22 protein-coding genes and 1 tRNA gene are annotated in these 21,117 nt (G+C 63.3%); 8 read left to right on the top strand and 15 right to left on the bottom strand.

The genetic code is table 11. From position 1 onward, the window contains the following. Positions 1 to 40: 40 nt before the first annotated feature. The 7 genes from DNK34_RS07070 to DNK34_RS07040 all read right to left on the bottom strand — a co-directional run bounded on the left by DNK34_RS07070 (position 41) and on the right by DNK34_RS07040 (position 6,542). Complete coding sequence (locus tag DNK34_RS07070; protein ID WP_131174004.1) at positions 41 to 781, bottom strand: flagellar basal body rod protein FlgF; 741 nt, start codon at positions 779 to 781, stop codon at positions 41 to 43. 192 nt (positions 782 to 973) lie between these two features. Then, positions 974 to 2,287 carry a flagellar hook protein FlgE gene (flgE, locus tag DNK34_RS07065; RefSeq protein WP_131174003.1) on the bottom strand — a complete coding sequence of 438 codons (1,314 nt, stop codon included), beginning with the start codon at positions 2,285 to 2,287 and terminating at the stop codon, positions 974 to 976. Between the two features lie 44 nt (positions 2,288 to 2,331). Further along, the gene (gene flgD, locus DNK34_RS07060; protein ID WP_131174002.1) at positions 2,332 to 3,000 is read right to left on the bottom strand and encodes a flagellar hook assembly protein FlgD; all 669 of its coding nucleotides are present in this window, start codon (positions 2,998 to 3,000) and stop codon (positions 2,332 to 2,334) included. A gap of 22 nt (positions 3,001 to 3,022) precedes the next feature. Beyond that, positions 3,023 to 3,466, bottom strand: a complete 444-nt coding sequence (gene flgC / locus DNK34_RS07055; protein ID WP_131174001.1) for a flagellar basal body rod protein FlgC — start codon at positions 3,464 to 3,466, stop codon at positions 3,023 to 3,025. A 14-nt stretch (positions 3,467 to 3,480) separates the two neighbouring features. After that, positions 3,481 to 3,888 carry a flagellar basal body rod protein FlgB gene (gene flgB / locus DNK34_RS07050; RefSeq protein WP_131174078.1) on the bottom strand — a complete coding sequence of 136 codons (408 nt, stop codon included), beginning with the start codon at positions 3,886 to 3,888 and terminating at the stop codon, positions 3,481 to 3,483. Positions 3,889 to 4,655: 767 nt separating this feature from the next. Further along, positions 4,656 to 5,483 carry a protein-glutamate O-methyltransferase CheR gene (gene cheR / locus DNK34_RS07045; protein WP_165497289.1) on the bottom strand — a complete coding sequence of 276 codons (828 nt, stop codon included), beginning with the start codon at positions 5,481 to 5,483 and terminating at the stop codon, positions 4,656 to 4,658. Between the two features lie 132 nt (positions 5,484 to 5,615). Continuing rightward, a complete protein-coding gene (locus tag DNK34_RS07040) occupies positions 5,616 to 6,542 on the bottom strand; it encodes a chemotaxis protein CheV (protein WP_131173999.1) in 927 nt (308 codons plus the stop codon). A gap of 112 nt (positions 6,543 to 6,654) precedes the next feature. Here DNK34_RS07040 and flgA point away from each other — a divergent pair, with 112 nt between their 5' ends. The 4 genes from flgA (at position 6,655) to DNK34_RS07020 (ending at position 9,289) form a co-directional block, all read left to right on the top strand. Then, positions 6,655 to 7,455 carry a flagellar basal body P-ring formation chaperone FlgA gene (gene flgA / locus DNK34_RS07035; RefSeq protein WP_131174077.1) on the top strand — a complete coding sequence of 267 codons (801 nt, stop codon included), beginning with the start codon at positions 6,655 to 6,657 and terminating at the stop codon, positions 7,453 to 7,455. Between the two features lie 145 nt (positions 7,456 to 7,600). Beyond that, positions 7,601 to 7,939, top strand: coding sequence for a flagellar biosynthesis anti-sigma factor FlgM (flgM, locus tag DNK34_RS07030; RefSeq protein ID WP_131173998.1), 339 nt, complete (start codon positions 7,601 to 7,603; stop codon positions 7,937 to 7,939). A gap of 51 nt (positions 7,940 to 7,990) precedes the next feature. Further along, on the top strand, positions 7,991 to 8,458 hold the full coding sequence (locus tag DNK34_RS07025) for a flagella synthesis protein FlgN (RefSeq protein ID WP_131173997.1): 468 nt from the start codon (positions 7,991 to 7,993) through the stop codon (positions 8,456 to 8,458). Between the two features lie 81 nt (positions 8,459 to 8,539). Further along, positions 8,540 to 9,289 carry a flagellar brake protein gene (locus tag DNK34_RS07020; protein ID WP_242675160.1) on the top strand — a complete coding sequence of 250 codons (750 nt, stop codon included), beginning with the start codon at positions 8,540 to 8,542 and terminating at the stop codon, positions 9,287 to 9,289. A gap of 53 nt (positions 9,290 to 9,342) precedes the next feature. On the opposite strand, the gene DNK34_RS07015 is transcribed toward DNK34_RS07020, so the two are convergent. From DNK34_RS07015 to DNK34_RS07000, 4 genes are all read right to left on the bottom strand, one after another. Beyond that, a complete protein-coding gene (locus DNK34_RS07015) occupies positions 9,343 to 10,707 on the bottom strand; it encodes an MFS transporter (protein WP_131173995.1) in 1,365 nt (454 codons plus the stop codon). 287 nt (positions 10,708 to 10,994) lie between these two features. Further along, positions 10,995 to 11,669 carry a YceH family protein gene (locus DNK34_RS07010; protein ID WP_131173994.1) on the bottom strand — a complete coding sequence of 225 codons (675 nt, stop codon included), beginning with the start codon at positions 11,667 to 11,669 and terminating at the stop codon, positions 10,995 to 10,997. A gap of 708 nt (positions 11,670 to 12,377) precedes the next feature. Continuing rightward, positions 12,378 to 12,452: transfer RNA gene (locus DNK34_RS07005), tRNA-Arg, on the bottom strand. A 120-nt stretch (positions 12,453 to 12,572) separates the two neighbouring features. Then, on the bottom strand, positions 12,573 to 16,043 hold the full coding sequence (locus DNK34_RS07000) for an indolepyruvate ferredoxin oxidoreductase family protein (RefSeq protein WP_131173993.1): 3,471 nt from the start codon (positions 16,041 to 16,043) through the stop codon (positions 12,573 to 12,575). Positions 16,044 to 16,244: 201 nt separating this feature from the next. Between DNK34_RS07000 and DNK34_RS06995 the strand changes: the two genes are divergently transcribed. The 4 genes from DNK34_RS06995 to DNK34_RS06985 all read left to right on the top strand — a co-directional run bounded on the left by DNK34_RS06995 (position 16,245) and on the right by DNK34_RS06985 (position 17,528). Continuing rightward, positions 16,245 to 16,712 (top strand): Lrp/AsnC family transcriptional regulator, encoded by a 468-nt coding sequence (locus tag DNK34_RS06995; RefSeq protein WP_131173992.1) that lies wholly within the window; start codon positions 16,245 to 16,247, stop codon positions 16,710 to 16,712. Between the two features lie 200 nt (positions 16,713 to 16,912). Continuing rightward, entirely contained in the window at positions 16,913 to 17,149 is a 237-nt protein-coding gene (locus tag DNK34_RS06990; protein ID WP_131173991.1) for a hypothetical protein, read from the top strand. A 13-nt stretch (positions 17,150 to 17,162) separates the two neighbouring features. Continuing rightward, positions 17,163 to 17,312 (top strand): hypothetical protein, encoded by a 150-nt coding sequence (locus DNK34_RS25390; RefSeq protein ID WP_165496915.1) that lies wholly within the window; start codon positions 17,163 to 17,165, stop codon positions 17,310 to 17,312. A 30-nt stretch (positions 17,313 to 17,342) separates the two neighbouring features. Beyond that, positions 17,343 to 17,528: a PA3371 family protein gene (locus DNK34_RS06985; protein ID WP_131173990.1), complete on the top strand. Its 186-nt coding sequence runs from the start codon at positions 17,343 to 17,345 to the stop codon at positions 17,526 to 17,528. A gap of 421 nt (positions 17,529 to 17,949) precedes the next feature. On the opposite strand, the gene phnP is transcribed toward DNK34_RS06985, so the two are convergent. Genes phnP through phnL form a run of 4 tightly spaced genes read right to left on the bottom strand, consistent with a single transcriptional unit; the run spans position 17,950 to position 21,114 of the window. Then, complete coding sequence (phnP, locus tag DNK34_RS06980; RefSeq protein WP_131173989.1) at positions 17,950 to 18,702, bottom strand: phosphonate metabolism protein PhnP; 753 nt, start codon at positions 18,700 to 18,702, stop codon at positions 17,950 to 17,952. Next, positions 18,693 to 19,259 carry a phosphonate metabolism protein/1,5-bisphosphokinase (PRPP-forming) PhnN gene (phnN, locus tag DNK34_RS06975; protein ID WP_131173988.1) on the bottom strand — a complete coding sequence of 189 codons (567 nt, stop codon included), beginning with the start codon at positions 19,257 to 19,259 and terminating at the stop codon, positions 18,693 to 18,695. Before phnN ends, phnP begins: the two co-directional genes overlap by 10 nt. Continuing rightward, positions 19,260 to 20,405 carry an alpha-D-ribose 1-methylphosphonate 5-triphosphate diphosphatase gene (locus tag DNK34_RS06970; protein WP_131173987.1) on the bottom strand — a complete coding sequence of 382 codons (1,146 nt, stop codon included), beginning with the start codon at positions 20,403 to 20,405 and terminating at the stop codon, positions 19,260 to 19,262. Next, entirely contained in the window at positions 20,395 to 21,114 is a 720-nt protein-coding gene (gene phnL, locus DNK34_RS06965; protein ID WP_131173986.1) for a phosphonate C-P lyase system protein PhnL, read from the bottom strand. Before phnL ends, DNK34_RS06970 begins: the two co-directional genes overlap by 11 nt. Positions 21,115 to 21,117 lie beyond the last annotated feature (3 nt).

The following is a 21,117-nucleotide window of genomic DNA, read 5'->3' as shown; positions in this document are numbered from 1 at the left end:
TCTCCTCGGACGCCAGTTTCACGGCGTCGCGTGTTGGTAATTAGCTGATCTGCAAGACCCGAGCCATGGCGGTGTCGTTGTCTTCGGCGGTACGCATCATTTTCACCGACAGTTCGAACTGCCGGGACAGCGACAGGATCGCCGTCATTTCCTCGACGGCATTGACGTTGCTCGACTCCAGAAACCCCGAGGTGATCTGCACCGTGGCATCCTCCAGCACAGGCTGCTCGCCGGTGTAGCGGATCATGCCGTCGGTGCCCTTCTCCATCTGCCTGAGATCCGGATTGACCAGCTTCAGCCGATCCACTTCGGCCAGCACGTTGGGCGCTTCGCCCAGGGCGCGGATGCTGATGGTGCCGTCCTGGCCGATCTCGACCTTCTGCTCTGGCGGAACGGCGATCGGGCCGGCATTGCCCATCACCGGCAAGCCGTTGCCGGTACGCAGCATGCCCATGGAGTCGACATTCAGGCTCGCCGTACGCACGTAGGCTTCGCTGCCATCGGGCGCCTGCACCGCCAGCCAGCCCTGCCCGCCAATGGCGACGTCGAGATCGCGTCCGGTTTCCTGCAGGGTGCCGGGGGTGAAGTCGGTGCCCGGCCGCTCGCTCATGGCGAACACACGCGAAGGCTGGGTCTCACCGAAAATCGGCATCGAACGCGCCTGTTCGAAATCGCGGCGGAATCCGCTGGTGGAAATGTTCGCCAGGTTGTTGGCGTGAGCACGCTGGGCCAACGTGTTGTTGTGGGCGCCAGTCATGGAGACGTACAGCATCTTGTCCATGGAACCTCCGAGGTGGGCTGCTTGCCCGCGACTCTGTTGCAGGTTTCATAGCAAACCGCGTGCCACCCCAGAAAATAAAACTCAAACCATTGAATTAAAAAGGTTTTATAAAAAACAAAAGGCTCCCGAAGGAGCCTGTAAATTGTCGTTTGGCGAGTTGTTGCCGCTGGCGGCAACAACTCGCTGACGCCATCAACGCAGGTTGATGATGGTCTGGGTGATGGTGCTCTCGGTCTCGATGGTCTTGGCGTTGGCCTGGTAGTTGCGCTGAGCGACGATCAGGTTGACCAACTGGTCGGACAATTCCACGTTGGAGTCCTCGAGCGCGCCGGACTGCAAGGCCCCGAGCGTACCGCTGGTGGGCGTGCCCAATACGGGTTCGCCGGACTCGAAGGACTGCACCCAGGCCGTCTTGCCGACCGGCGTCAGCCCCTGCATGTTGGCGAAGTTGGCCAGCACTATCTGCCCCTGCACCTTCGATTGACCATTGGTGTAACGGGCGAAGAGCACGCCACTGTCATCGATCTCGAGGCCCGACAGCTCGCCCGTGGTATAGCCGTCCTGACTCAGGCTGCTCACCGCGAAGGTACTGTTGAACTGGGTCGAGGCACGGAAATCGAACTTCACCCCGCTGGCGCTGGCCGTGGAACCATTCGCGCCCCAGACGGGCGGCACGGCATCGTTCGGCGCCGCCGGCACCCAGCCGTCCATGTTGATGGTGCCGTCGGCGTTGAGCGACAGGCCGGCACTCAGGTTCGCCGGATCGATGGCCTGCAGCTTGCCCGCGGCGTCGAATGTCACCCCGGCCGTGAGTGCCTCGGTGCTGGTCGGATCGAGCGGGTTACGGCCATCGACCAGGATCTTCATGTCCCAGGTATTGGCCCCGGTCTTGACGAAATACTGGGTGAACGAGTGGGCATTGCCCTGGGAGTCGTAGATGTTCACCGAGGTGGAGTTGTTGAAGGTGGTCGGATCGCTCGGATCGAACGGCGTCGTGGTCGGCACGGTGCTGGTCGAATTGAGGTTGAACGGCTGGGTGATGGTCGTCGTCGCCTTCGGCGCCTGACTGGCCTTCTCCACCTTCAGGTCGGTGACGATACCGTTCTGCAGATTGCCATTGGCATCGACCGCATAACCCTGCAGCTTGTAGCCGAAGTTGTTGACGATGAAACCTTCACGGTCGGTGCCGAAGTAACCGGCACGGGTATAGCTGATGGCGCCATTGTTGCTGGTGACGAAGAAGCCATTGCCGTTGATCGCCAGATCCAGGGAATTCTGCGTGTAGTTGATATTGCCCTGGTTGAACAATTGCGACACGTCGCTGAGCAGCACACCGCTGCCCTGCGGGTTGGAACCGCTCCCGAGCATCGAGGCCGCATAGACGTCGGCGAACTCGGCGCGCGACTGCTTGAAGCCGGCGGTGCCGGCGTTGGCAATGTTGTTGCCGGTCACGTTGAGGTCATTGGTCGCAGCACGCAGGCCGCTCAGACCGATATTGAACGCCATGGAAATCTCCTTGCCGGTATCGCCGGCACTTTAAAGCCGGTTAGTTATTGACCAATGACCTGCACTTGCGAAAGCGGCACGCTGCCGAGCCCCGCAAGGTTGAGCATCAATTCGCTGCCACCCAGGGTGACGCTGTCGACGTTGGCTGGCAGCAGGGTGTAAAGCCCCTTGGTTTCGTTGCCGTAGGTCGCCTGGGCTTCGAACTTGTAGGTGCCGGGCGGCAAGGTATTGCCGCTGGCGTCCTTGCCGTCCCAGATGAAGCTGACGGTGCCCGCGGCCTGTTCGCCCAGGTTCACCCGACTGACCACCGAGCCCGTGCTGTCGTATACGTTGACGTAGACGTTGCTGCTGGAGGTCGGCAGCACCAGGCTGGCCTTGAAGCTTTCGCTGGTGTCGACCACCGCGCTCTCGGTGGGCACGATCACCTTGCGCCCGACCAGGGACGAAGCCTGCAGCGCCTGGGAAGACTGGTACCCGGAGAGGATGGTCTGCATGCTCGAATTCAGTTTCTCGACCCCTTCGACCGTACTGAACTGGGCCAACTGGGCGATGAACTCACCGTTGCCCTGCGGCTCCAGCGGGTTCTGGTTGTTCAACTGCGCCACCAGCAGGTTGAGGAACTCGTTCTTGCCGAGCTCCTTGTTCTGCGTGGTGCTGTCCTGCTTCATCTGATACTGGTCGAGTACCGAACTGACGCCATCGACGCTGCTCATCGCTTATTCCCCTAATGGCGGTTTACTGACCCAGCGTCAGCACACGCTGCATCATCTGCTTGGCGGTATTCATCATTTCGACGTTGGTCTGGAAGGCACGGCTGGCAGAGATCATGTCCGCCATTTCCTCGACCACGTTGACGTTGGGGTAGTACACGTAACCGTTCTCGTCGGCGGACGGATGGTTCGGCTCGTAGCGCGGCATCAGGCTGCTCTGATCCTCGACGATGCCCAGCACCTGCACGCCCTTGCCGGCCTCGTCCTGCTCGGCGAACAGGGAACCGCGATCGCCGCCCTGGGCCTGCTGGAAGACCGTGGCGAATACCGGATGGCGGGCCCGATAGGTCTGGTCGATGCTCGACGAGACGGTCTCGGCGTTGGCGATATTGCTGGAAATGGTGTTCAGGCGAGTGCTCTGGGCACTCATGCCGGTTCCGGCGATATTGAAAACACTGGCGAGTGACATGGCATCAGTCTCCTTTATTCGCCGCGCAGGGCACTGACGAGCCCTTTGAATTTGCTGTTGAGAAGGGTGAAGCTGGCCTGGAAAGCCACCGCGTTTTCCGCGTAATTGGCTTGCTCGACCTGGGCATCGACGGTGTTCTGATCGATCGACGGCGCCGTCGGAATCCGGTACGCCAGGCTGGCATCGCCCATTGGCACGCCTTCTGCTGCGATATGGCGGCTGTCGGTACGATTGAGGCTGGTGACGCCACGCGCGCCCTTGGCGCTCTGCTCGGCGAGAACCGAAGCGAAATCGAGATCACGGGCCTTGTAGTTCGGGGTATCGGCGTTGGCCATGTTGTTGGCCAGCACTTCGGCACGCTGGGCGCGGAAACCGAGCGCCTTTTCGTGGATACCCAATGCTTTGTCGAAACTCATGCTCATATCAGGAACCTTTGCCGTAGGGCTTGCCTGTGTACGTGCAAGACATTTAGCAAAGCGCATGCCAACTTATTTTTATCTTATATATCAACAAGATAAAATAAAATTACCACCCGATACGGGATTAAGCGGCAAGGCTTTTCCGCTGCCTGGCAAAGCGCAGCGGCAAATCGGCAGGCCGCTTGCCACTTCCCTCTCGCCCTGACACCGGCCATGGCGGCGCACGGAAACGACTCAACCCCCCGGCGCATCAGCATGCGAGACGCACAAACGAAAACGGGAGACCAAGGGCCAATGCCGATCAGATAAGGTTTTTTGTAGGAGTAGAGGCGCCTACAGAAAAGCGGCAAACCGCAGCCCATGTGGGAGCGTCGACCTCGGCGCGATGCGATTGCGGCCATCCCACAGAATCCGTGGCTTGGCCGCTATTCGCCGCGGGGTCGCGGCTCCTACGGGATCGCGGCAAACCACCGCCGTGTAGGAGCGTCGACCCGGCGCGATGCGATTGCGGCCATCCCGCAGAATCCGTGGCGTGGCCGCTATTCGCCGCGAGGTCGCGGCTCCTACAAGATCGCGGCAAACCACGGTTCGGGTAGGAGCGTCGACCTCGGCGCGTGAGATGGTGGCCATCGCGCAGAGTCCATGGCGTGGCTACCATTCGCCGCGGGGTCGCGGCTCCTACAGAATTGCGCAAAGCCACCGACCGTGCAGGAGCGTCGACCTCGGCGCGAGGCCAATGGCCTCCCGCTTCCCGGTTACCGCTCTGGGCATCACTTCACTTTGTAGATGATGCCAGGGCTGCACTGCACCATCTGATAATGGTCGGGCAAGCCGTTGAGCGCCTCGGAAGCGCCGAGGAACAGGTAGCCGCCCGGCTTCAGCATGGCGTGGATACGGGTCAGGATGTCCTTCTTCACCTCGGCGGAGAAATAGATCAGTACGTTGCGACAGAAGACGACGTCGAACTTGCCCAGGCTGGCATAGCTGTCCAGCAGATTCAGCGGGCGAAACTCGACACGGTTCTTGATCGCCGCCTTGACCACCCAGCGCCCCGGCCCCTTGGGCTCGAAATAGCGCTGCAGGCGCTCCTGGGACAGGCCACGGCCCATGGCCAGGCTGTCGTACTCACCGGACTTGCAGTTGTTCAGCATGGTCGGCGACAGGTCGGTGGCGACAATCTGCACCCCGGCCTTGAGCTGGCCGAGATTGCTGCGCTCGAACTCGTCGATGCTCATCGACAACGAATAAGGCTCCTGCCCGGACGAACAGGCCGCCGACCAGATCCGCAGGCGCTGCCCGGGATAGGCCTTGATCAGTTCGGGCAATACCCGGCTCTTGAGCACCTCGAAAGGATAGGCGTCGCGAAACCACAAGGTCTCGTTGGTGGTCATCGCATCCACCACCTGCTCGCGCAGGCCACTGCGCGGCTGCGCCTGCATGCGCTGCACCAGCTCGCCCAGGCTCTTGATGCCATTGTGCTCCATCAACTTGTTCAGTCGGCTGGAAACCAGATACTGCTTGTTGTTTCCCAGCACGATGCCACAGGCTTTTTCCAGAAAGATCCGGAATTGCTCGAAATCCAAATTACCTGAAGACACTAGCGAGGCCCCGCCCATCAAAGTCGTATACGGCAAACGGGCGACACGCCCGTTCCCGGCTTTCCTGCACATACCCGAACGTCGCACCGCGCCCAGCGGCAGATCACCGGACGCAACCGTTCCTCACCCTGGCTAATCGACCGACTTGATACGCTCGACCACACGCGATGCCAGATCATCTGGACGAAACTTCGCCAGGAAGTCATTGGCCCCGACCTTCTTGACCATGGCCTGGTTGAACACGCCGGATAGCGAAGTATGCAAGAGAATGTGCAACTTCTGCATGCGCGCATCGGCGCGAATCGCGGCGGTCAAGGTGTAGCCATCCATTTCCGGCATCTCGATGTCGGAAATGATCATCAGCAACTCGTCCTCCACGGACTTGCCTTCGTCCGCCATCTTGCGCAAGTAGTTCAATGCCTCGCGCCCGTCATTCAAGGCCGTGACTTCGACACCGACCGTCTGCAGGCAGCGCATCACCTGCTTGCGCGCCACCGAGGAGTCGTCGACGATCAGTACGTGCTTGCTGATGGCCTTGCCCTGGGTTTCGACGTCCACCACCCCGGCAGAAATCGCCTCGGAGGTTGGCGCCACCTCGGCGAGGATCTTCTCCACGTCGATGATTTCCACCAGCTTGTCGTCCAGGCGGGTGACGGCCGTCAGGTAGTGGTCGCGCCCGGTGCCCCTGGGTGGCGGATGAATCTCCTCCCAGTTCATGTTGACGATGCGTTCCACCGAACGCACCAGGAACCCCTGAACCTTGGTGTTGTACTCGGTAATGATGACGAAGCTGCCCTGCAGGTCGCGCAACGGGGTTCTGCCCGTGGCCATGGACAGGTCGAGGATCGGAATCGTGCCGCCGCGGATGTTCGCCACCCCGCGAACCACCGGGCTCGATTTGGGCATGATGGTGAGTTTCGGGCATTGCAGCACCTCCTTCACCTTGAAGACGTTGATCCCGTACAGCTGCGGGCCATCGAGACGAAACAGCAGTAGTTCCAGGCGATTCTGTCCAACCAGCTGGGTACGCTGATTGACGGAATCCATCACACCGGCCATGTACGGACTCCCATGATCTAAAGGGTGCATCTGATGTGCTTAGCGTAGCAGGCGGCACGCGCCTTGCTTTTAACCAGACATGAATGCACAAACGACAATTAATCGACGCGCAATGGCGAAAAATGGCCGGGAGCCATCTTTAACGTCGCGCAGCGACGGCACGCAGGGTGGCCGCCAGCAATGGCCGACCATCAAGAGCCTTCGCTGGCTGGCAGTTTTACCTGCTTTGCTCGCGCTCGGCTATAGCCCCCTGACACCTGCATCGGTGACCGTGCCCGATCAGCTTATCGGCGCGACCCAGAGCTTTCTTGAGCAGGCCGTGGATGAGTATTTGCAGCGCAGCAATATCCAGGCCCGCCATGAGGTCCAGGTCAACCGCCTGGACCCCCGCCTGCGCCTGCCCCTGTGCGACAAGGAATTGACGACGACCCTGGAAAATCCGGCGGAGCCCGTTGGTCGGGTGACCACGCGGGTGCGCTGCGACGGCAGCACGCCATGGACCGTATTCGTGCCCGGCCAGGTGCGCCTGTATCGCGAGGTGGTGACCCTGGCGCGTCCGGTGAAGCGCGAAAGCGTGCTGGCGGAAATGGACCTGGCCCTGGCCGAGCGCGATGTCGGTCTGCTGAACCAGGGTTACCTGACCGACCTGGACCAGGCCGTAGGCAGAAAAGTGACACGTGCCCTGCTTCCCGACCAGGTCATCGCCCCGCTGCATCTGCGCCAGGCGGAGGTCATCCGCCGCGGCGACCAGGTGGTGATCACCGCACGCAGTGGCGGCATCAACGTGCGCATGCCCGGTGAAGCCCTCTCCGACGGCGCTCTGGGCAAACAGATCAGCGTGCGCAACCAACGCTCGCAACGGGTGGTCAGAGCCAGGGTGACCGGGCCCGGGCAGGTCGAGGTTGCCATGTAGGCACGATTCTTGTTTAGCATTTAGCTGACGACTGCTTCATCGTGTTTTAGACTGTGGCCCGACGCACGTTTTATTGTCCTAAAGTTTTCTCAGGCATGGCCGACACACTAGGCAAGCGTCCACACACTGTCAGAGGTTTTGCATCATGGTCATCGACTTCAACCGACTCAACAACACCGCTACGCCTGCCAGCACCACGCGTACCGGTAGCACGCAGGGCGGCAAGAACGAAGCCATCGACAACAAGGCCGCTGCGGCCGACCTCGGCGGCCAGCAGAGCGGCAGCGCCAGCAAAAGCGGTGAATCCGTACAGCTGAGCAGCGAAGCACAGCAACTGCAGAAAGCCGTCGACACGCTGCGTGACCAACCGGCCGTCGATTCCGATCGGGTGGCCAAGCTCAAGCAGGCCATCGCCGACGGCAGCTACCAGGTCGACAGCCAGCGCGTCGCCAGCAAGCTGCTCAATTTCGAATCCCAGCGCTAGTCCCAGGGCTGCGCTGGGGGTGTTGGACGCCTAACCCCCAAGGGCCCGAACATGAATGCCATTTCCCTGCTTGAACTGTTCAACCACGATATCGGCACCGCCGAGCAATTGCTTGAGCTGATAGAAGCCGAGTACCAGGCCTTGAGCGAGCACGACCTGCCCGGTCTGCAACAGATCCTGGCAGACAAGCAGCCCCTGCTCGTCACCCTCGAGCAGCACGGCAAAACCCGCACCCAGACCCTCCTGCAGCTTGGACTCAGTGCCGATCGTGCCGGCCTGCAGAGCTTGGCCGGGCGCTCGGATCAGGGTCATGAGCTGCTCGCCGCCAGCGACCGCCTGAGCGAACTGCTGGAAAGCTGCCAGGCAGCCAACCTGCGCAACGGGCGCATCATCCGCTCGAGCCAGAAGTCCACCGCCAACATGCTCGGCATCCTGCGCGGCGGCGAGACCCCATCGCTCTATGACAGCAGCGGCAGTACCGCTAAGATCGGCAACAAGCGCCCGCTCAGTCAGGCCTGACATAACGACAAGATGTGCATTGATGCCCAGCAATGGCATCATGACAGCACTGCAGTACCTTGCCCCGGAGACCACAGGACCGTGTCCAACCCCTTCGTTCAGGAAGATGGCCCACAACCGCCGAAAGTGCTCAAGGCACCCGTGGAAATCGTTGCCAACCTACGCCTGCTGCAACAGCATCACGACCCGCTGATCATCATGTTCCATGAGCGCAATCAACGCTTCCGGAGCTACGTGATCGACGTCGACCGCGAGCAGAACCGGCTCGTTCTCGACGAGATGATCCCCAGCGATGGCGAGCGCTACCTGCAGAACGGCGAGGCGTTCCGAGTGGAATCGTTTCACGAGGGGGTACGCATTGCCTGGGAATGCGCCGCCAGCATGCAGTTGAGCGAATTTCAGGGCGAACGCTGCTACATCGGCGGCATTCCGGCCGAAGTGCACTACCATCAGCGTCGCAATGCCTTCCGCGCGACGCTCAAGCAGTCGGATCAGGTCAGGATCGAACTCGACGGCGACAAACTGCGCGCGCCCATCAGCGGTTTGATGCTCGATATTTCCGCCTCTGGCTGCAAGCTGCGCCTGCCCGGCAATGTCGTGGCCAGCCTGCATCCCGGCCAGATCTATGAGCGCTTTTCTGCCCAGCTGCCCTTCGGCAAGCTGGAAACCAGCGTGGAACTGCGCCATGCCTACCATGACGAGAAACTCGACATCACCTTCGTCGGCCTGCGCTTCGCGAACATGAGCGGCTTGGTGCAACGCATGGTCGAACGCTTCGTCTATCAGTTGCAGCGCGAGGCCAGACGCTTCGAGAGCGAAAGCTTCCTCTGAGCGCGCGCCCGGCCGCGTGGCTGGCCCCGAACGTCAACGGCCCCCTGCAGCACTCATCTGCCAGACAGCGGCGAATCCAGGTCGGCCTCACCGCCCGGCGCCTCGGCCGAGGCCTGCTGCTGCGCCGCCTCATCCGGCGGCGCCACACTCTCCTGCATCTGCTCCTGCATCTGCTCCTGCACGACCTGCTCGTCGACCCGCGGATCGAGTGCCGCCACCAGCGGCGAACTGGTCATGTTCGCCGGCATGGCCACGTGCTGCAATGGCGCGTCGTCGACCTGGTGCAGATGGGTCACGTTGTTCGTGCGCACGCGCCATACCAGGATCAGCGCACAGGCGCAGAAGAAGGCATACAGCATGTTGGCGCCGAGAAAACGCATCAGCACGCCGGCCAGCAAGGGCCCGATACTGGCACCGACGCCGAAGGTGACCAGCAGCATCGCCGTCAGGGACACCCGGCGCTCCCCCTCGACATGGTCGTTGGCGAAGGCCACCGCCAGCGGATAAAGGCTGAACTGCAGCAGGCTCACGGTAAAACCGACGATGGCCAGCAGCAGCAGCGGCACCTGGGGCAGGATGGCCAGTGGCAACGCCATCACCGCCATGGCTGCCGCCGCGCCACGGATCAACTTGACCCGGTCATAGCGATCCGATAGCCAACCCAACGGCCACTGCACCACCAGCCCGGCGAGAATGCAGCCGCCCATGAACAGGCCCACCTGCTCGGTCGCCAGGCCCATCTGCGAGGCATAGAGCGGCGCCAGGCCGTAGAAGGAGCCGACCAGCAGACCGGCGACGGCAATGGTGGTCAGCGACAGCGGCACGCGCTGCAAGAAGAAACGCATCTCCAGTGGCGCCGGGCGCAACGCCGCCGGGTGCAGACGGCGGGTCAGGGCCACCGGCACCAGGCACAGGGCGAAGGCCAGCGCGACCAGCATCAGCAGCTCCAGCCCCAGGGTCGGATGCACCACCAGCACCAGTTGCCCGAGCACCAGACCGAGATAGGAAGCGCCCATATAGCCGGCAAAGACCAGACCGCGCTGGTTGCTGTCCGCCTGCTCGTTGAGCCAGCTCTCGATCACCATGTACTGGCACATCATCCCCAGCCCGACCAGCATCCGCAGCACCAGCCAGGCCGGCAGCCAGTTGAGCAGCCCATGGCCCAGCACCGCAGCGGTGACCACGCCGGCACAGGCGACATAGGCCCGGATGTGGCCGACACGGGCGATCAGTCGATGGCCGATCTTGCCGCCCAGCACCAGGCCGAAATAGTTGGCGGCCATCAGCGCGCCCGCCCAGACCCCGTCGCCCGTTTCCGCCAGACGCAGCGCCAGATAAGTGCTCAACAAGCCGGACCCCAGCAGCATGAGCAGGGTGGCGATATACAGCGAACTGAAAGACTTCCAGATCAGGCGCATTGGACTGCGAACGACTCCTTGTGACAGCGGATCGGCACAGGCGCCGATCCCTTCAAACAGGCCAGGTGGCCATTGCCCTCATGGGCGCTCGCCGGACAACCAGCGCCTCGGCTGCCGGCAGCAACGGTATGCGAGCCACCGCCCTGCCGGGATTGAGTACCGCCTTTTCGATAAGCGCAGCGGATAACAGTTCCGCCCTTTGACAGGCCGTTGGAAAACCTTGGCGATGGCAACACTGCGTCTTTCAGACGCTCGGCACAGAGCATCACGACACAGTCTCGGTGCCTTTAATCCAGGGAAGTGCCTCGCTCATGCTCCTCGAGCGACGCCAGCCGCGCCTCCAGCTCGGCGACACGCCTCTCCAGCGCATCGATACGCGCCTCCTGGGCAGCGGCGGAGGCTGGCCGTTCGACCAGACTGGCACGCGACTCCAGTTGCGCCTGCAACTCGGCCGGATCGCCCAGCAACTGCGCGTAACGATCCTCGCGCTGCCCCGGCTGCCGGCCGATCTGGCGCACCAGGCCACGGCTCATCAGGCGCTCGAGGTGATGCTGCAGTTGCTCGGCGTCCTCGAAGTCATGCAGGCGATTGCTGCGCGTGAGCAACTCGTTGACCGTCTGCGGGCCACGCAGCAACAGCAGGCTGATCAGGATGAGCTGCGGCGCCACCAGCTCCAGGGTCTTTTCCGCACGCTGCTCCCAGCGGTCGGCACGGCTGCCCATGACCAGGCGCGCCAGGCCGCGCCCTTCCAGGCTACGCAGGCCCTGCCCGACGGTTCCGGGATTGAGGTTCATCAACGGCTCGCGGCTGGTTTTCTGATTGCAGGCCAGCACCAGGGCATTCAGCGTCAGAGGATAAGCCTCCGGCGTGGTCGCCTGTTTCTCGATCAGGCAGCCGAGAATACGGGCCTCAACGGCAGTCAGCGGCGTTTCGCCGGACGCTCCAAGGGTGTCATCGGACATGTGCTTACCCCGCTACGAAATTGCCGCTAGGGTAGCCTGTGAGCAGGCAAGTTGACATGGCCGCACGCGCATTAAGTGTTGCACGGGGCGCAGCCGTCTCAGCAAAGCCGGAGCGACCGCCAGGGAATGCCCGTCAGTTATGCCTTGGCCCGCAAAACGGCGGTTTGCCCTGGCCCTGTAGAGCCGCGACCCCGCAGCGATTGGTGGCCATGACACGCTTTGTGCAATGGCCACCACCGCATCGCGCCGAGATCGGCGCTCCTACACCGGGCGGCGGTTTGCCGCTCTTCATGCAGGCGCCCTTGCTCCTGTACACAGCCTGCTCCCCACAATGGAGACGAGGGAAAACCCTCATCTCAGCGGCATTAGCCCGCCAGGGATGGCACGCCCACAGAAAGAATGTGCGGAATAAGAAAGATTTCTATTGACGAAAAAACGAGAATGATTATTATCTACTTCGTCGGCTGCGAAGCTGGCACGATAATCTGAACGGCATCCAGTCGGACGCTTCCAGTTTATCTCCTCATCAGGCTAATCACGGTTATTGACCCGGCTCTTTGCCGGGTCTTTTTTTTCTGTGGTTTTTTTCAGGCTAACGCAAACTGGTGTGGCTGTACCGCTCAGTGGCCGAATGATATCAGGGCACGGCATAAGCGTGGAAGCGCGTTTTCCGAACGCCGGCTTCCGCAGCCCGTGATCGGCGGATCATGGCGTCCCCTGCTGGAGTCGAACCAGCATCTAGCCCTTAGGAGGGGCTTATTCTATCCATTGAACTAAGGAGACCCGATCGATCCGGCTGACGATCACGGCAGCCGGGCGGCATGTTACCCACTGCGAGTGGATTTGTCATGCCGTCGACGCTGCCGCAATGCCAGCCGGTTGGCGGCAAGCGCAGCCAGGCCTTCAGGCCGCCGGCTCGAAAATCTGCACGGCCCTGATTTCCCCGGCATGCAGCCGTGCCAGCAACTGCTGCTCCTGATCGCGCACCCTGGCCAATGCCTGTTCCTTGACATGGCCATAGCCACGGATCTGCTCCGGCAACTCGGCAATGGCGACCGCCACCCGGTAGTTATCGTCATCGAGTACCTGCAGCAGCTCGTCGACCCTGTGCTCATAGGCCTCGATCAAGCCCCGCTCGACCTTGCGCTCGGCGCTGCGGGCGAACGGGTCGAACAGCGTGCCGCGCACGAACCTGAAGGCGGCCAGCACCCGGAAAGCCTTGAGCATCCACGGGCCGAAGCTGCGCTTGCGCGGCTCGCCGCTGGCCGGATCACGTCCGCTGAGCCAGGACGGCGCCAGATGGAACTGCAGGCGGTAATCGCCCTGGAACTGCGCCTGCAACTGGCTGACAAAGCGACCGTCGCTGTAGAGGCGCGCCACCTCGTATTCGTCCTTGTAGGCCAGCAGCTTGAAGTAATAGCGGGCGACCGCCTTGCTCAGCGCCATCTGCGGATCCTGATCACGGGCGCGCACGCGCTCCACCAGGCGCCGATAACGCTCGGCATAGGCCGCGTTCTGGTAGGCGCTGAGCCGCTCGACGCGGTCGCTGACGATTTCCTCCAGGGTCTGGCAGCGAGGCGCCTCCTCGGCCACCGCCGGGCGTACCAGTTTCTCCACGGCGTTGCCGTCATGGGCCGCACGCCGTCCCCAGAGGAAAGCCTGCTGGTTGAACGCCACCGCCACGCCATTGAGCTCGATGGCGCGGTCGATGGCTTCGGCGGCGACCGGCACCAGGCCTTTCTGGTAGGCGTAGCCGAGCATGAACAGGTTGCTGGCGATGCTGTCGCCGAGCAGCCGGGTCGCCAGGCGCGTGGCATCGACGAACCAGATCTTGTCCTCTCCCACCGCATCGATCAACGCCTGACGCATCGCGGCGCCCGGCACCTGGGCATCCGGGTTGCGGGTGAACTCGGCGGTGGCCGACTCGTGGCCATTGATCACCGCGTGGGCCACCTGGTCGTTCAGCTTGGCCAGGGACTCTTCACCAGCGGCCACCACCAGGTCGCAACCGAGCAGCAGGTCGGCCTCGCCGGCAGCGATGCGCACGGCGTAGATATCGTCCTGCCGTGCGGCGATGCGGACATGGGTGTTCACCGGCCCGAACTTCTGCGCCAGCCCAGCCTGGTCGAGCACCGTACAGCCCTTGCCCTCCAGGTGCGCGGCCATACCCAGCAAGGCGCCGACGGTGGTCACGCCGCTACCGCCGACCCCAGGGATGAGAATGTTCCAGGGCCGCCGCAGGGACGGCTGACGCGGCGGCGGCAAGGCGATGAACAGGGCATTGGCGCCAATCGCCTCGGGCTGGCGCAGCTGGCCACCGTGGAGGGTCACGAAGCTGGGGCAGAAGCCTTCCAGGCAACTGAAATCCTTGTTGCAGGCGTTCTGGTCGATCATCCGCTTGCGCCCCAGTTCGCTTTCCAGGGGCAGCACCGAGAGGCAGTTGGATTTGACGCTGCAGTCCCCACAACCCTCGCACACCGCGGAATTGATGAACGCCCGCCGCGCCGGGTCGAGCATCTTGCCGCGCTTGCGCCGGCGACGCTTTTCGGTGGCGCAGGTCTGGTCGTAGATGATCACCGACACGCCCTTGATCTCACGCATTTCGCGTTGCAGCGCATCCAGTTCACGGCGATGGTGGAAGGTGGCGATGGCGGCGAAGGTGGAGCGGCTCGGGTATTTGTCGGGCTCGTCGCTGACCACCGCGATGCGCTTCACGCCTTCGGCGAAGACCTGCTGGCTCAACTGATCGACGCGCAGCTCGCCGTCGATGGGCTGGCCGCCGGTCATGGCCACGGCATCGTTGTAGAGGATCTTGTAGGTGATGTTGACGCCAGCGGCGACGGCGGCACGCACGGCCAGATGACCGGAATGGAAGTAGGTGCCGTCGCCCAGGTTCTGGAACACATGGGGCGTTTCGGTGAACGGCGCCTGGCCGATCCAGGTGGCGCCCTCGCCGCCCATCTGGGTGAAGGTTTCGGTGCTGCGATCCATCCACTGGGTCATGTAGTGGCAACCGATGCCGCCCATGGCGCGGCTGCCCTCGGGCACCTTGGTGGAACTGTTGTGCGGGCAGCCCGAGCAGAAATGCGGGGTGCGCACGGTGCTGTAGCTGCGCGCGGCCAGGGCCTTTTCCTTGGCCTCGAGAAACTGCAGTCGGGCCTCGATCACCTCGCTGCTGTAGATCGGCGCCAAGCGCCGGGCGATCACCCGGGCGATCATCGCCGGGGTCAGTTCGGCCAGGTTGGGCAGCAGCGAGCGGCCCTGCTCGTCGAACTCGCCGACCACCCGCGGGCGCTTGCCCACCGGCCAGTTGTAGAGCTGGCCGGTCAGTTGATCCTCGATGATGCTGCGCTTCTCCTCGACCACCAGAATCTCGTCCAGCCCCTCGGCGAAGCCATGCACGGAGACCGGCTCCAGCGGCCAGCTCATGCCCACCTTGAGCACCCGCAGACCGATGCTGGCGCACAGCCCATCGTCGAGGCCGAGGTCTTCCAGGGCCTGACGCACATCGAGATAGGATTTGCCGGTGGTGATGATGCCCAGCCGCGGATTGGGCGCGTCGAGCATGACCCTGTTCAGCTGGTTGGCCCGGGCGAAGGCCCGCGCCGCATAGATCTTGTAGACGTTCAGGCGTCGTTCCTGCGCCAGGGGCGGATCCGGCCAGCGGATATGCACACCGTCCTCGGGCAGGGTGAAATCCTCGGGCACGCGCAGCTGGACGCGCTGCGGATCGACATCGACCACGGCCGACGAATCGACGTTCTCGGCGATGGTCTTCAACGCCACCCAGCAGCCGCTGTAGCGCGACAGTTCCCAGCCGATGATGCCGTAGTCGAGGATTTCCTGGACGTTGGCCGGGTTGAGCACCGGAATCGACGCGGCGATAAAGGCATGCTCGCTCTGGTGCGCGATGGTCGACGACTTGCAGCCATGGTCGTCCCCCGCCAGCAGCAACACCCCGCCATGGGGCGACACCCCGGCCGAGTTGCCATGCTTGAACACATCGCCGCTGCGGTCGACCCCAGGCCCCTTGCCGTACCACATGGCGAACACGCCATCGTAGCGGGCACCGGGAAACAGGTTGGTCTGCTGGCTGCCCCACACGGCCGTCGCCCCCAGTTCCTCGTTGACCCCGGGCTGGAAATGGATGGCGTTCTGCTGCAGGAACTCGCGGGCTTCCCACAGGCTCTTGTCCAGCCCGCCCAGGGGCGAGCCACGGTAGCCGGAGATGAAACAGGCGGTGTTCAGGCCACGGGCGGCATCACGCTGCTTCTGCAGCATGGGCAGTCGGGTCAGCGCCTGGGTACCGGTGAGATAGAGATGACCGGTGGCGAGACGATACTTGTCATCCAGACGGATTTCGGCCAGAGGCATGGGGGCGCTCCTATTGTTGTTATGGCGACCTTCGAGGACGGCAACGGTGGGTGCCGTCCTGTTCATGCCAGTCAGGATCGCTGTCCCGGCATCTGCATTAAGCATAGACCGCGTCGGGGCGATTTTTTCTTTCTCATTTATGGCAAAGGGGCCAATACTGGACATGAACGTTTCAACAACAACAAGAAATCGGGAACGACCATGCACGAGACGCTCAGCCCCATCGATCGCCGCATCCTGCGTCTGCTGCAACGCAATGCCGACCTCTCCGCGGCGGAAATCGCCAAGAAGGTCGAGCTCTCCCAGTCGCCCTGCTGGCGCCGCATCAACCGCATGCAGGAAGACGGCCTCATCGAGCGCAAGGTCGCCCTGCTCAGCCACAAGCGCCTGGGCTTCAGCATCACGGTGTTCGTCAGTATCAAGCTGTCGGCACATGGCCGCAGCAATCTGGAAGAGTTCGAGCAGGCCATCGTCGGCTATCCCGAAGTGCTGGAGTGTTTCACCATGGCCGGCGGTTCCGACTACCTGCTCAAGGTGGTGGCGCGCGATATCGCCAGCTACGAGCGCTTTCTACGCGACCAGTTGCTGCAACGCCCCCATGTCCAGGAAGCCCATTCCAGCATCGCCATGAGCGAGGTCAAGCGCACCACGGAGCTGCCGCTGGGCTGAGCATGGCCCGCCCGTCGCTGCCTGCCGCCAGAGGCCATCATGCATTTTGCAATGCGCCAATTCAGGCACCTTGCAACATGCACGGGAAAGCTATTTTCAATATAAGATAACTATTTGATTTTAAAGGATTTTTTAAACAAAAAAGATTGGCATGGGAACTGCTCTGTGTATGACAAGAAACCGGATGCGAGATTCCCATCATGAACAGCCTCATCGCCCTGGCCGCCGCCATCGCTCTGACCCTGCTTGTCGGCGCCGCATTCGCCGCGATCAAGACCAACCAGCAGCAGGCCACCGCCATGCAGCTGGTTCAGCAAATCCGTCCGACCACCGTACAGTTCCAGTACGCCAGCAAAGCCGAACCCGGCCAGTTCGCCGCCAAACCGCTGCAAAGCAGCGAGTGGCAGCCACGCCCGCAGCAGCGCTTCACGTTCTAAGGTGGGCGCCGCGATGTGGAGTGTATTTTTTCCGGGCTTCGTCCTGCTCCTGGCCACCATCACCTGCATCGCCATCTGGCTGATCGACGGGCTCAGTGACGCCACCCCGTCTTCCAGCCAGGCCGATGACGAGCGCAACGGTCCCTATGATCCTTTTTTCTGACTGCCGAACGAGCGGCACAAGGAGAGTGTGATGTCCAAACCAGCCTTGTTGTTCCTGCTGCTGACCCTGATATCCGGCGCCCTGCTGTGGATCGCACCCGAACACGCCGGCTGGCTGGCCAGCACCGCCAAGGTGCTGCTGGTAGTCTGCAGCCTGTCGCTGGTGATCGCCCTGCTGGTCGGCAAACGGGTCAAGTTCGATCCGGTACTGCGCTGACACCACCCTGCCCGTCGAACCCGGGGTTGTAGCGGTGTCCCGCCAATCTAGTCCGCTAACGGCCATGGCCGCTTGGCTGCCCCGAATGCGGAAAGGTCGTTTCACACCATAGCGCGTCCCAATCGCCGCTAGGTCGCCCCCCTACACACGCGCAGTGCTCACCAACCCGTAGGAGCGTCGCCCCCGGCGCGATGCGATCGCAGCCATTGTGCCGAGACAGGGTCTTTCACACCTGTTCCCCTCTCCTCGAAAATCATATAAGCAATTGATTTATATGAATTTAGAAATTTCAGGATGGGCCGGGCCGCGTAGGTGCTACCCCATCGGTAATTGATGGGTTAGCACCCATCCTACTTTGTCTGCATCGACCTGTTTGCTGCGCGATAGCACTGCGGCGAAGACAGGGAGACAGCTCCTGCCTTCAAAGCTGCATCCCGTCACGGGCCAGTTGCACGTTATCCGGCAAGGGCGAGTGCGGCTGCTCGAGCAACCAGGCGTCCAGGGTGTGGCCAATGTGGGTGAGCAGCGCCTTGGCCGGGCGCAGCCGTTCGATACTGTGCAGGGCCAGGGTCAGATCATTGTGATTGCGCGGCGTCTCGGCCTGGGGTGGCAGGGAACAGTCGAGCAGCAACAGATCCAGCGACATGCGCCGCAGCAGATGCTCCGTGGCCTGGGGCAAGCCCACGGTGTCGGTCAGGTAGGCGATGCGCCGCCCGCCGCCTTCGAGCAGATAGCCGAAGGTCGGTTTCGAATGCACCAGTGGCAATGCGGTGACCGACAACTCGCCCAACTGGCGGCGTTCGAACGCCTTGAACGGTGCGGAAAAATCCAGGATTCCCGGATGCTTGTACAGGTCGGCCAGGCCCTCCGGGTCAGCCGGGCCATGGACGGGCAGGCGCATGTCCATCCCCCAGCGCAGGTGCAGCAGGCCCTGGGCATGGTCGGCATGATAGTGGGTCTGCAGGATGCCGTTCAGGGCGCCCGGGGCGAAGCGCTCGGCAAGGTCGCTCAGACCGCTGTCGATCAACCAGCGCTGCCCGCCGCATTCGACCAGCGCACAACAGGGGCCACGGCGCCGCTGCGGGTAGACGCGCGCACTGTCGCAGGCGGCGCAGGCGCAGTTGTAGACCGGCACCTGGCGGGCATCACCGGTACCGAGCAGGGTCAGGCGCATGCGCGACTGCCGATCAGATCGAGTAGTTGCCGCACCGTGCCCTCCAGTTCGCCGGAGTTGTCCAGGCAGATCAGATCGGCCCCTTCGACGTCACCGCCCGCCGGGGCGAAACGCGCATTGCGCGTTAGCCGCGCTTCGATATCGGCGAGGGTTTCCCGGCCGCGGGCCAGCAGGCGCGCGCGCAGCACCGCGGGCTCGACCGTGAGCAGAATCGCCAGCAGATGCGGATAGCGCCGCAGGGCCTCGGCCAGATACCCGCGTGAACCATTGACCAGCACATCGTCACCGACTGCCAGCCACTCGTCGACCTGCCGCGGGATGCCATAGGCCAGCCCGTTGGCCCGCCAGCTCATGGCGAACTCGCCGTCCGCCAGGCGCTGCTCGAACGCCTGCGCCGACACCGCCACGGCGTCCTCGCCCACGGCCTCGGCGGATCGGCTGATGACCCGCCGCGCGACCCGGCAACCGCGCGCCGCCAGACGCTCGCGCGCGGCATCCAGCAGGCTGTCCTTGCCCGAACCCGAAGGCCCCATCAGATAGATCAACCTGCCCGTCATTCAGAACACCCTATTCGCTTGCCGCCAGACCTGACGGATCACCGCCTGCCCGCCGCGCACCCGCGCCTGCAACAGGTCGGCCCGCAGCCCGACGCGGATCTCGCCGCGATCATCCAGCCCGGCGGCCCGGGCGGGCACCCGGCTCACCGCGGCCATGGCCCGTGGCAGATCATAGCCGTTATCCTGCCCGGCCAGCAGCAGCGCCGCCGGCAACAGGCTGGCCGGATAATAGTCGCTGGAGAGGATATCCAGCACGCCGTGACGCGCCAGCTCGGCGGCGGCGATATTGCCCGAGTGCGAGCCGCCGCGCACGATGTTCGGCGCCCCCATCAGCACCTGCAGCCCGGCGGCATGACTGGCCCTGGCCGCTTCCAGGGTGGTCGGGAACTCGGCGATGGACATGCCGAATGCGGCCGACTCCTGCACATGGGCCAGGGTCGCGTCGTCATGGCTGGCGACGGACAGGCCACGGGCCCGGCAATCCTCGACGATGGCACGACGGTGGCGGTCGCTGAAGATCCGCGCGTTGCCCAGTTGCTCCTCGATGAAGGCATCCATCTCCAGCTCATTGAGGCTGTACTTGCCCATGTAGTACTCGCGGTACTTTTCTTCCTTGGCGAACTGGCGCTGGCCCGGCGAGTGATCCATGACCGAGACCAGTTGCACCAGGGGGTGCTCCACCAGGTCGCGGAATACGCTGAGCACCTGTGGGTGCGACAGTTCGCAGCGCAAGTGCAGCCGATGATCGGCGCGGGCGTCACCGCTGTGCTGGGCCTCGGCGATGGCCTCGAGCATGGCCGGCAGTTGCTGCATGCGCTTGCCGCGCGGGTTGATGTCGCCGATGGACAGGGCATCGAACACCGTGGTGATGCCCGCGGCGACGATCTGCGCGTCGTGGGTCAGCACCGCCGAGGCCGACGGCCAGTCCACCCCCGGGCGCGGGCTCATGTGCTTTTCCAGGTTGTCGGTGTGCAGTTCGACCAGCCCGGGCAGCAGGTAATCGCCCTGCAGATCCTCGGCCTGGGGCAACTGGCTGCGGCCTTCGTCGACAGCGGCGATAAGCCCGTCGCGCATGACCACGCTGCCGGTGAACACCTGGTCGGCGGTGACCACCCGGGCATTGCTCAGAATACGTTCAGCCGGCATAGATGTACTCCTGCGCAGAGGTGGGACGCGGGCTCATGTCGAGCACGCGATCGGCGACCGCCTCGCGGACGGCGCGGTCGTGGAAGATGCCGATCAGGCCGCTGCCGGCGGCCTTGGCCTCGGCGATCAGCTCGAGCACCACCTGGCGATTGCGCTCGTCCAGCGAGGCGGTGGGTTCATCCAGCAGCAGCAGCGGCCAGTCGACCATGAAGCCGCGGGCGATGTTGACGCGCTGCTGCTCGCCCCCGGAGAAGGTGCCGGGCGCCAGCTGCCAGAGCGCCTCGGGAATGTTCAGCCGCTCGAGCAACTCGCAGGCACGACGCCGTGCCTCGCCGCGCTGACGGCCCCGTTCGAGGGCGGGCGCCATCACCACGTCCAGGGTGGCGACGCGTGGAATCACCCGCAGGAACTGGCTGACATAGCCCAGGGTGTGACGACGCACATCGAGCACCTGGCGCGGCTCGGCGCCGGCCAGTTCGACCCACGCCTGCCGGTGGCGAATGCGAATGCTGCCGCCCGCCGCCAGGTAGTTGCCGTAGAGGGTGCGCAGCAAGGTCGACTTGCCGGCCCCGGAATGCCCGTGCAGCACCAGGCACTCGCCCGGCGCCACGGAAAAATCCAGCCCGCTCAGCACATCCAGTACCACGCCGTGCTGCTGGTGCAGGGTAAAGGTCTTGCTGAGGCCGGAAACCTCGATCAGCTTATCCATGAT

The sequence above is a fragment of the Phytopseudomonas dryadis genome (genome assembly GCF_004327355.1).
GTDB lineage: Bacteria > Pseudomonadota > Gammaproteobacteria > Pseudomonadales > Pseudomonadaceae > Aquipseudomonas > Aquipseudomonas dryadis.
This window is presented reverse-complemented; position numbering and strand designations above follow the sequence as displayed.

What these genes read in the sequence shown, in the direction of transcription:
- flgM (WP_131173998.1), top strand. Translation starts at nt 7,601, where the DNA reads ATGGTCATCGACTTCAACCGACTCAACAACACCGCTACGCCTGCCAGC.
- flgB (WP_131174078.1), bottom strand. Translation starts at nt 3,888, where the DNA reads ATGAGCATGAGTTTCGACAAAGCATTGGGTATCCACGAAAAGGCGCTC.
- DNK34_RS06970 (WP_131173987.1), bottom strand. Translation starts at nt 20,405, where the DNA reads ATGCCGGCTGAACGTATTCTGAGCAATGCCCGGGTGGTCACCGCCGAC.
- DNK34_RS07025 (WP_131173997.1), top strand. Translation starts at nt 7,991, where the DNA reads ATGAATGCCATTTCCCTGCTTGAACTGTTCAACCACGATATCGGCACC.
- DNK34_RS06990 (WP_131173991.1), top strand. Translation starts at nt 16,913, where the DNA reads ATGAACAGCCTCATCGCCCTGGCCGCCGCCATCGCTCTGACCCTGCTT.
- flgE (WP_131174003.1), bottom strand. Translation starts at nt 2,287, where the DNA reads ATGGCGTTCAATATCGGTCTGAGCGGCCTGCGTGCTGCGACCAATGAC.
- flgD (WP_131174002.1), bottom strand. Translation starts at nt 3,000, where the DNA reads ATGAGCAGCGTCGATGGCGTCAGTTCGGTACTCGACCAGTATCAGATG.
- DNK34_RS25390 (WP_165496915.1), top strand. Translation starts at nt 17,163, where the DNA reads ATGTGGAGTGTATTTTTTCCGGGCTTCGTCCTGCTCCTGGCCACCATC.
- DNK34_RS06995 (WP_131173992.1), top strand. Translation starts at nt 16,245, where the DNA reads ATGCACGAGACGCTCAGCCCCATCGATCGCCGCATCCTGCGTCTGCTG.
- DNK34_RS07070 (WP_131174004.1), bottom strand. Translation starts at nt 781, where the DNA reads ATGGACAAGATGCTGTACGTCTCCATGACTGGCGCCCACAACAACACG.
- flgA (WP_131174077.1), top strand. Translation starts at nt 6,655, where the DNA reads ATGGCGAAAAATGGCCGGGAGCCATCTTTAACGTCGCGCAGCGACGGC.
- phnP (WP_131173989.1), bottom strand. Translation starts at nt 18,702, where the DNA reads ATGCGCCTGACCCTGCTCGGTACCGGTGATGCCCGCCAGGTGCCGGTC.
- flgC (WP_131174001.1), bottom strand. Translation starts at nt 3,466, where the DNA reads ATGTCACTCGCCAGTGTTTTCAATATCGCCGGAACCGGCATGAGTGCC.
- DNK34_RS07015 (WP_131173995.1), bottom strand. Translation starts at nt 10,707, where the DNA reads ATGCGCCTGATCTGGAAGTCTTTCAGTTCGCTGTATATCGCCACCCTG.
- DNK34_RS07000 (WP_131173993.1), bottom strand. Translation starts at nt 16,043, where the DNA reads ATGCCTCTGGCCGAAATCCGTCTGGATGACAAGTATCGTCTCGCCACC.
- DNK34_RS06985 (WP_131173990.1), top strand. Translation starts at nt 17,343, where the DNA reads ATGTCCAAACCAGCCTTGTTGTTCCTGCTGCTGACCCTGATATCCGGC.
- DNK34_RS07040 (WP_131173999.1), bottom strand. Translation starts at nt 6,542, where the DNA reads ATGGCCGGTGTGATGGATTCCGTCAATCAGCGTACCCAGCTGGTTGGA.
- DNK34_RS07010 (WP_131173994.1), bottom strand. Translation starts at nt 11,669, where the DNA reads ATGTCCGATGACACCCTTGGAGCGTCCGGCGAAACGCCGCTGACTGCC.
- phnL (WP_131173986.1), bottom strand. Translation starts at nt 21,114, where the DNA reads ATGGATAAGCTGATCGAGGTTTCCGGCCTCAGCAAGACCTTTACCCTG.
- phnN (WP_131173988.1), bottom strand. Translation starts at nt 19,259, where the DNA reads ATGACGGGCAGGTTGATCTATCTGATGGGGCCTTCGGGTTCGGGCAAG.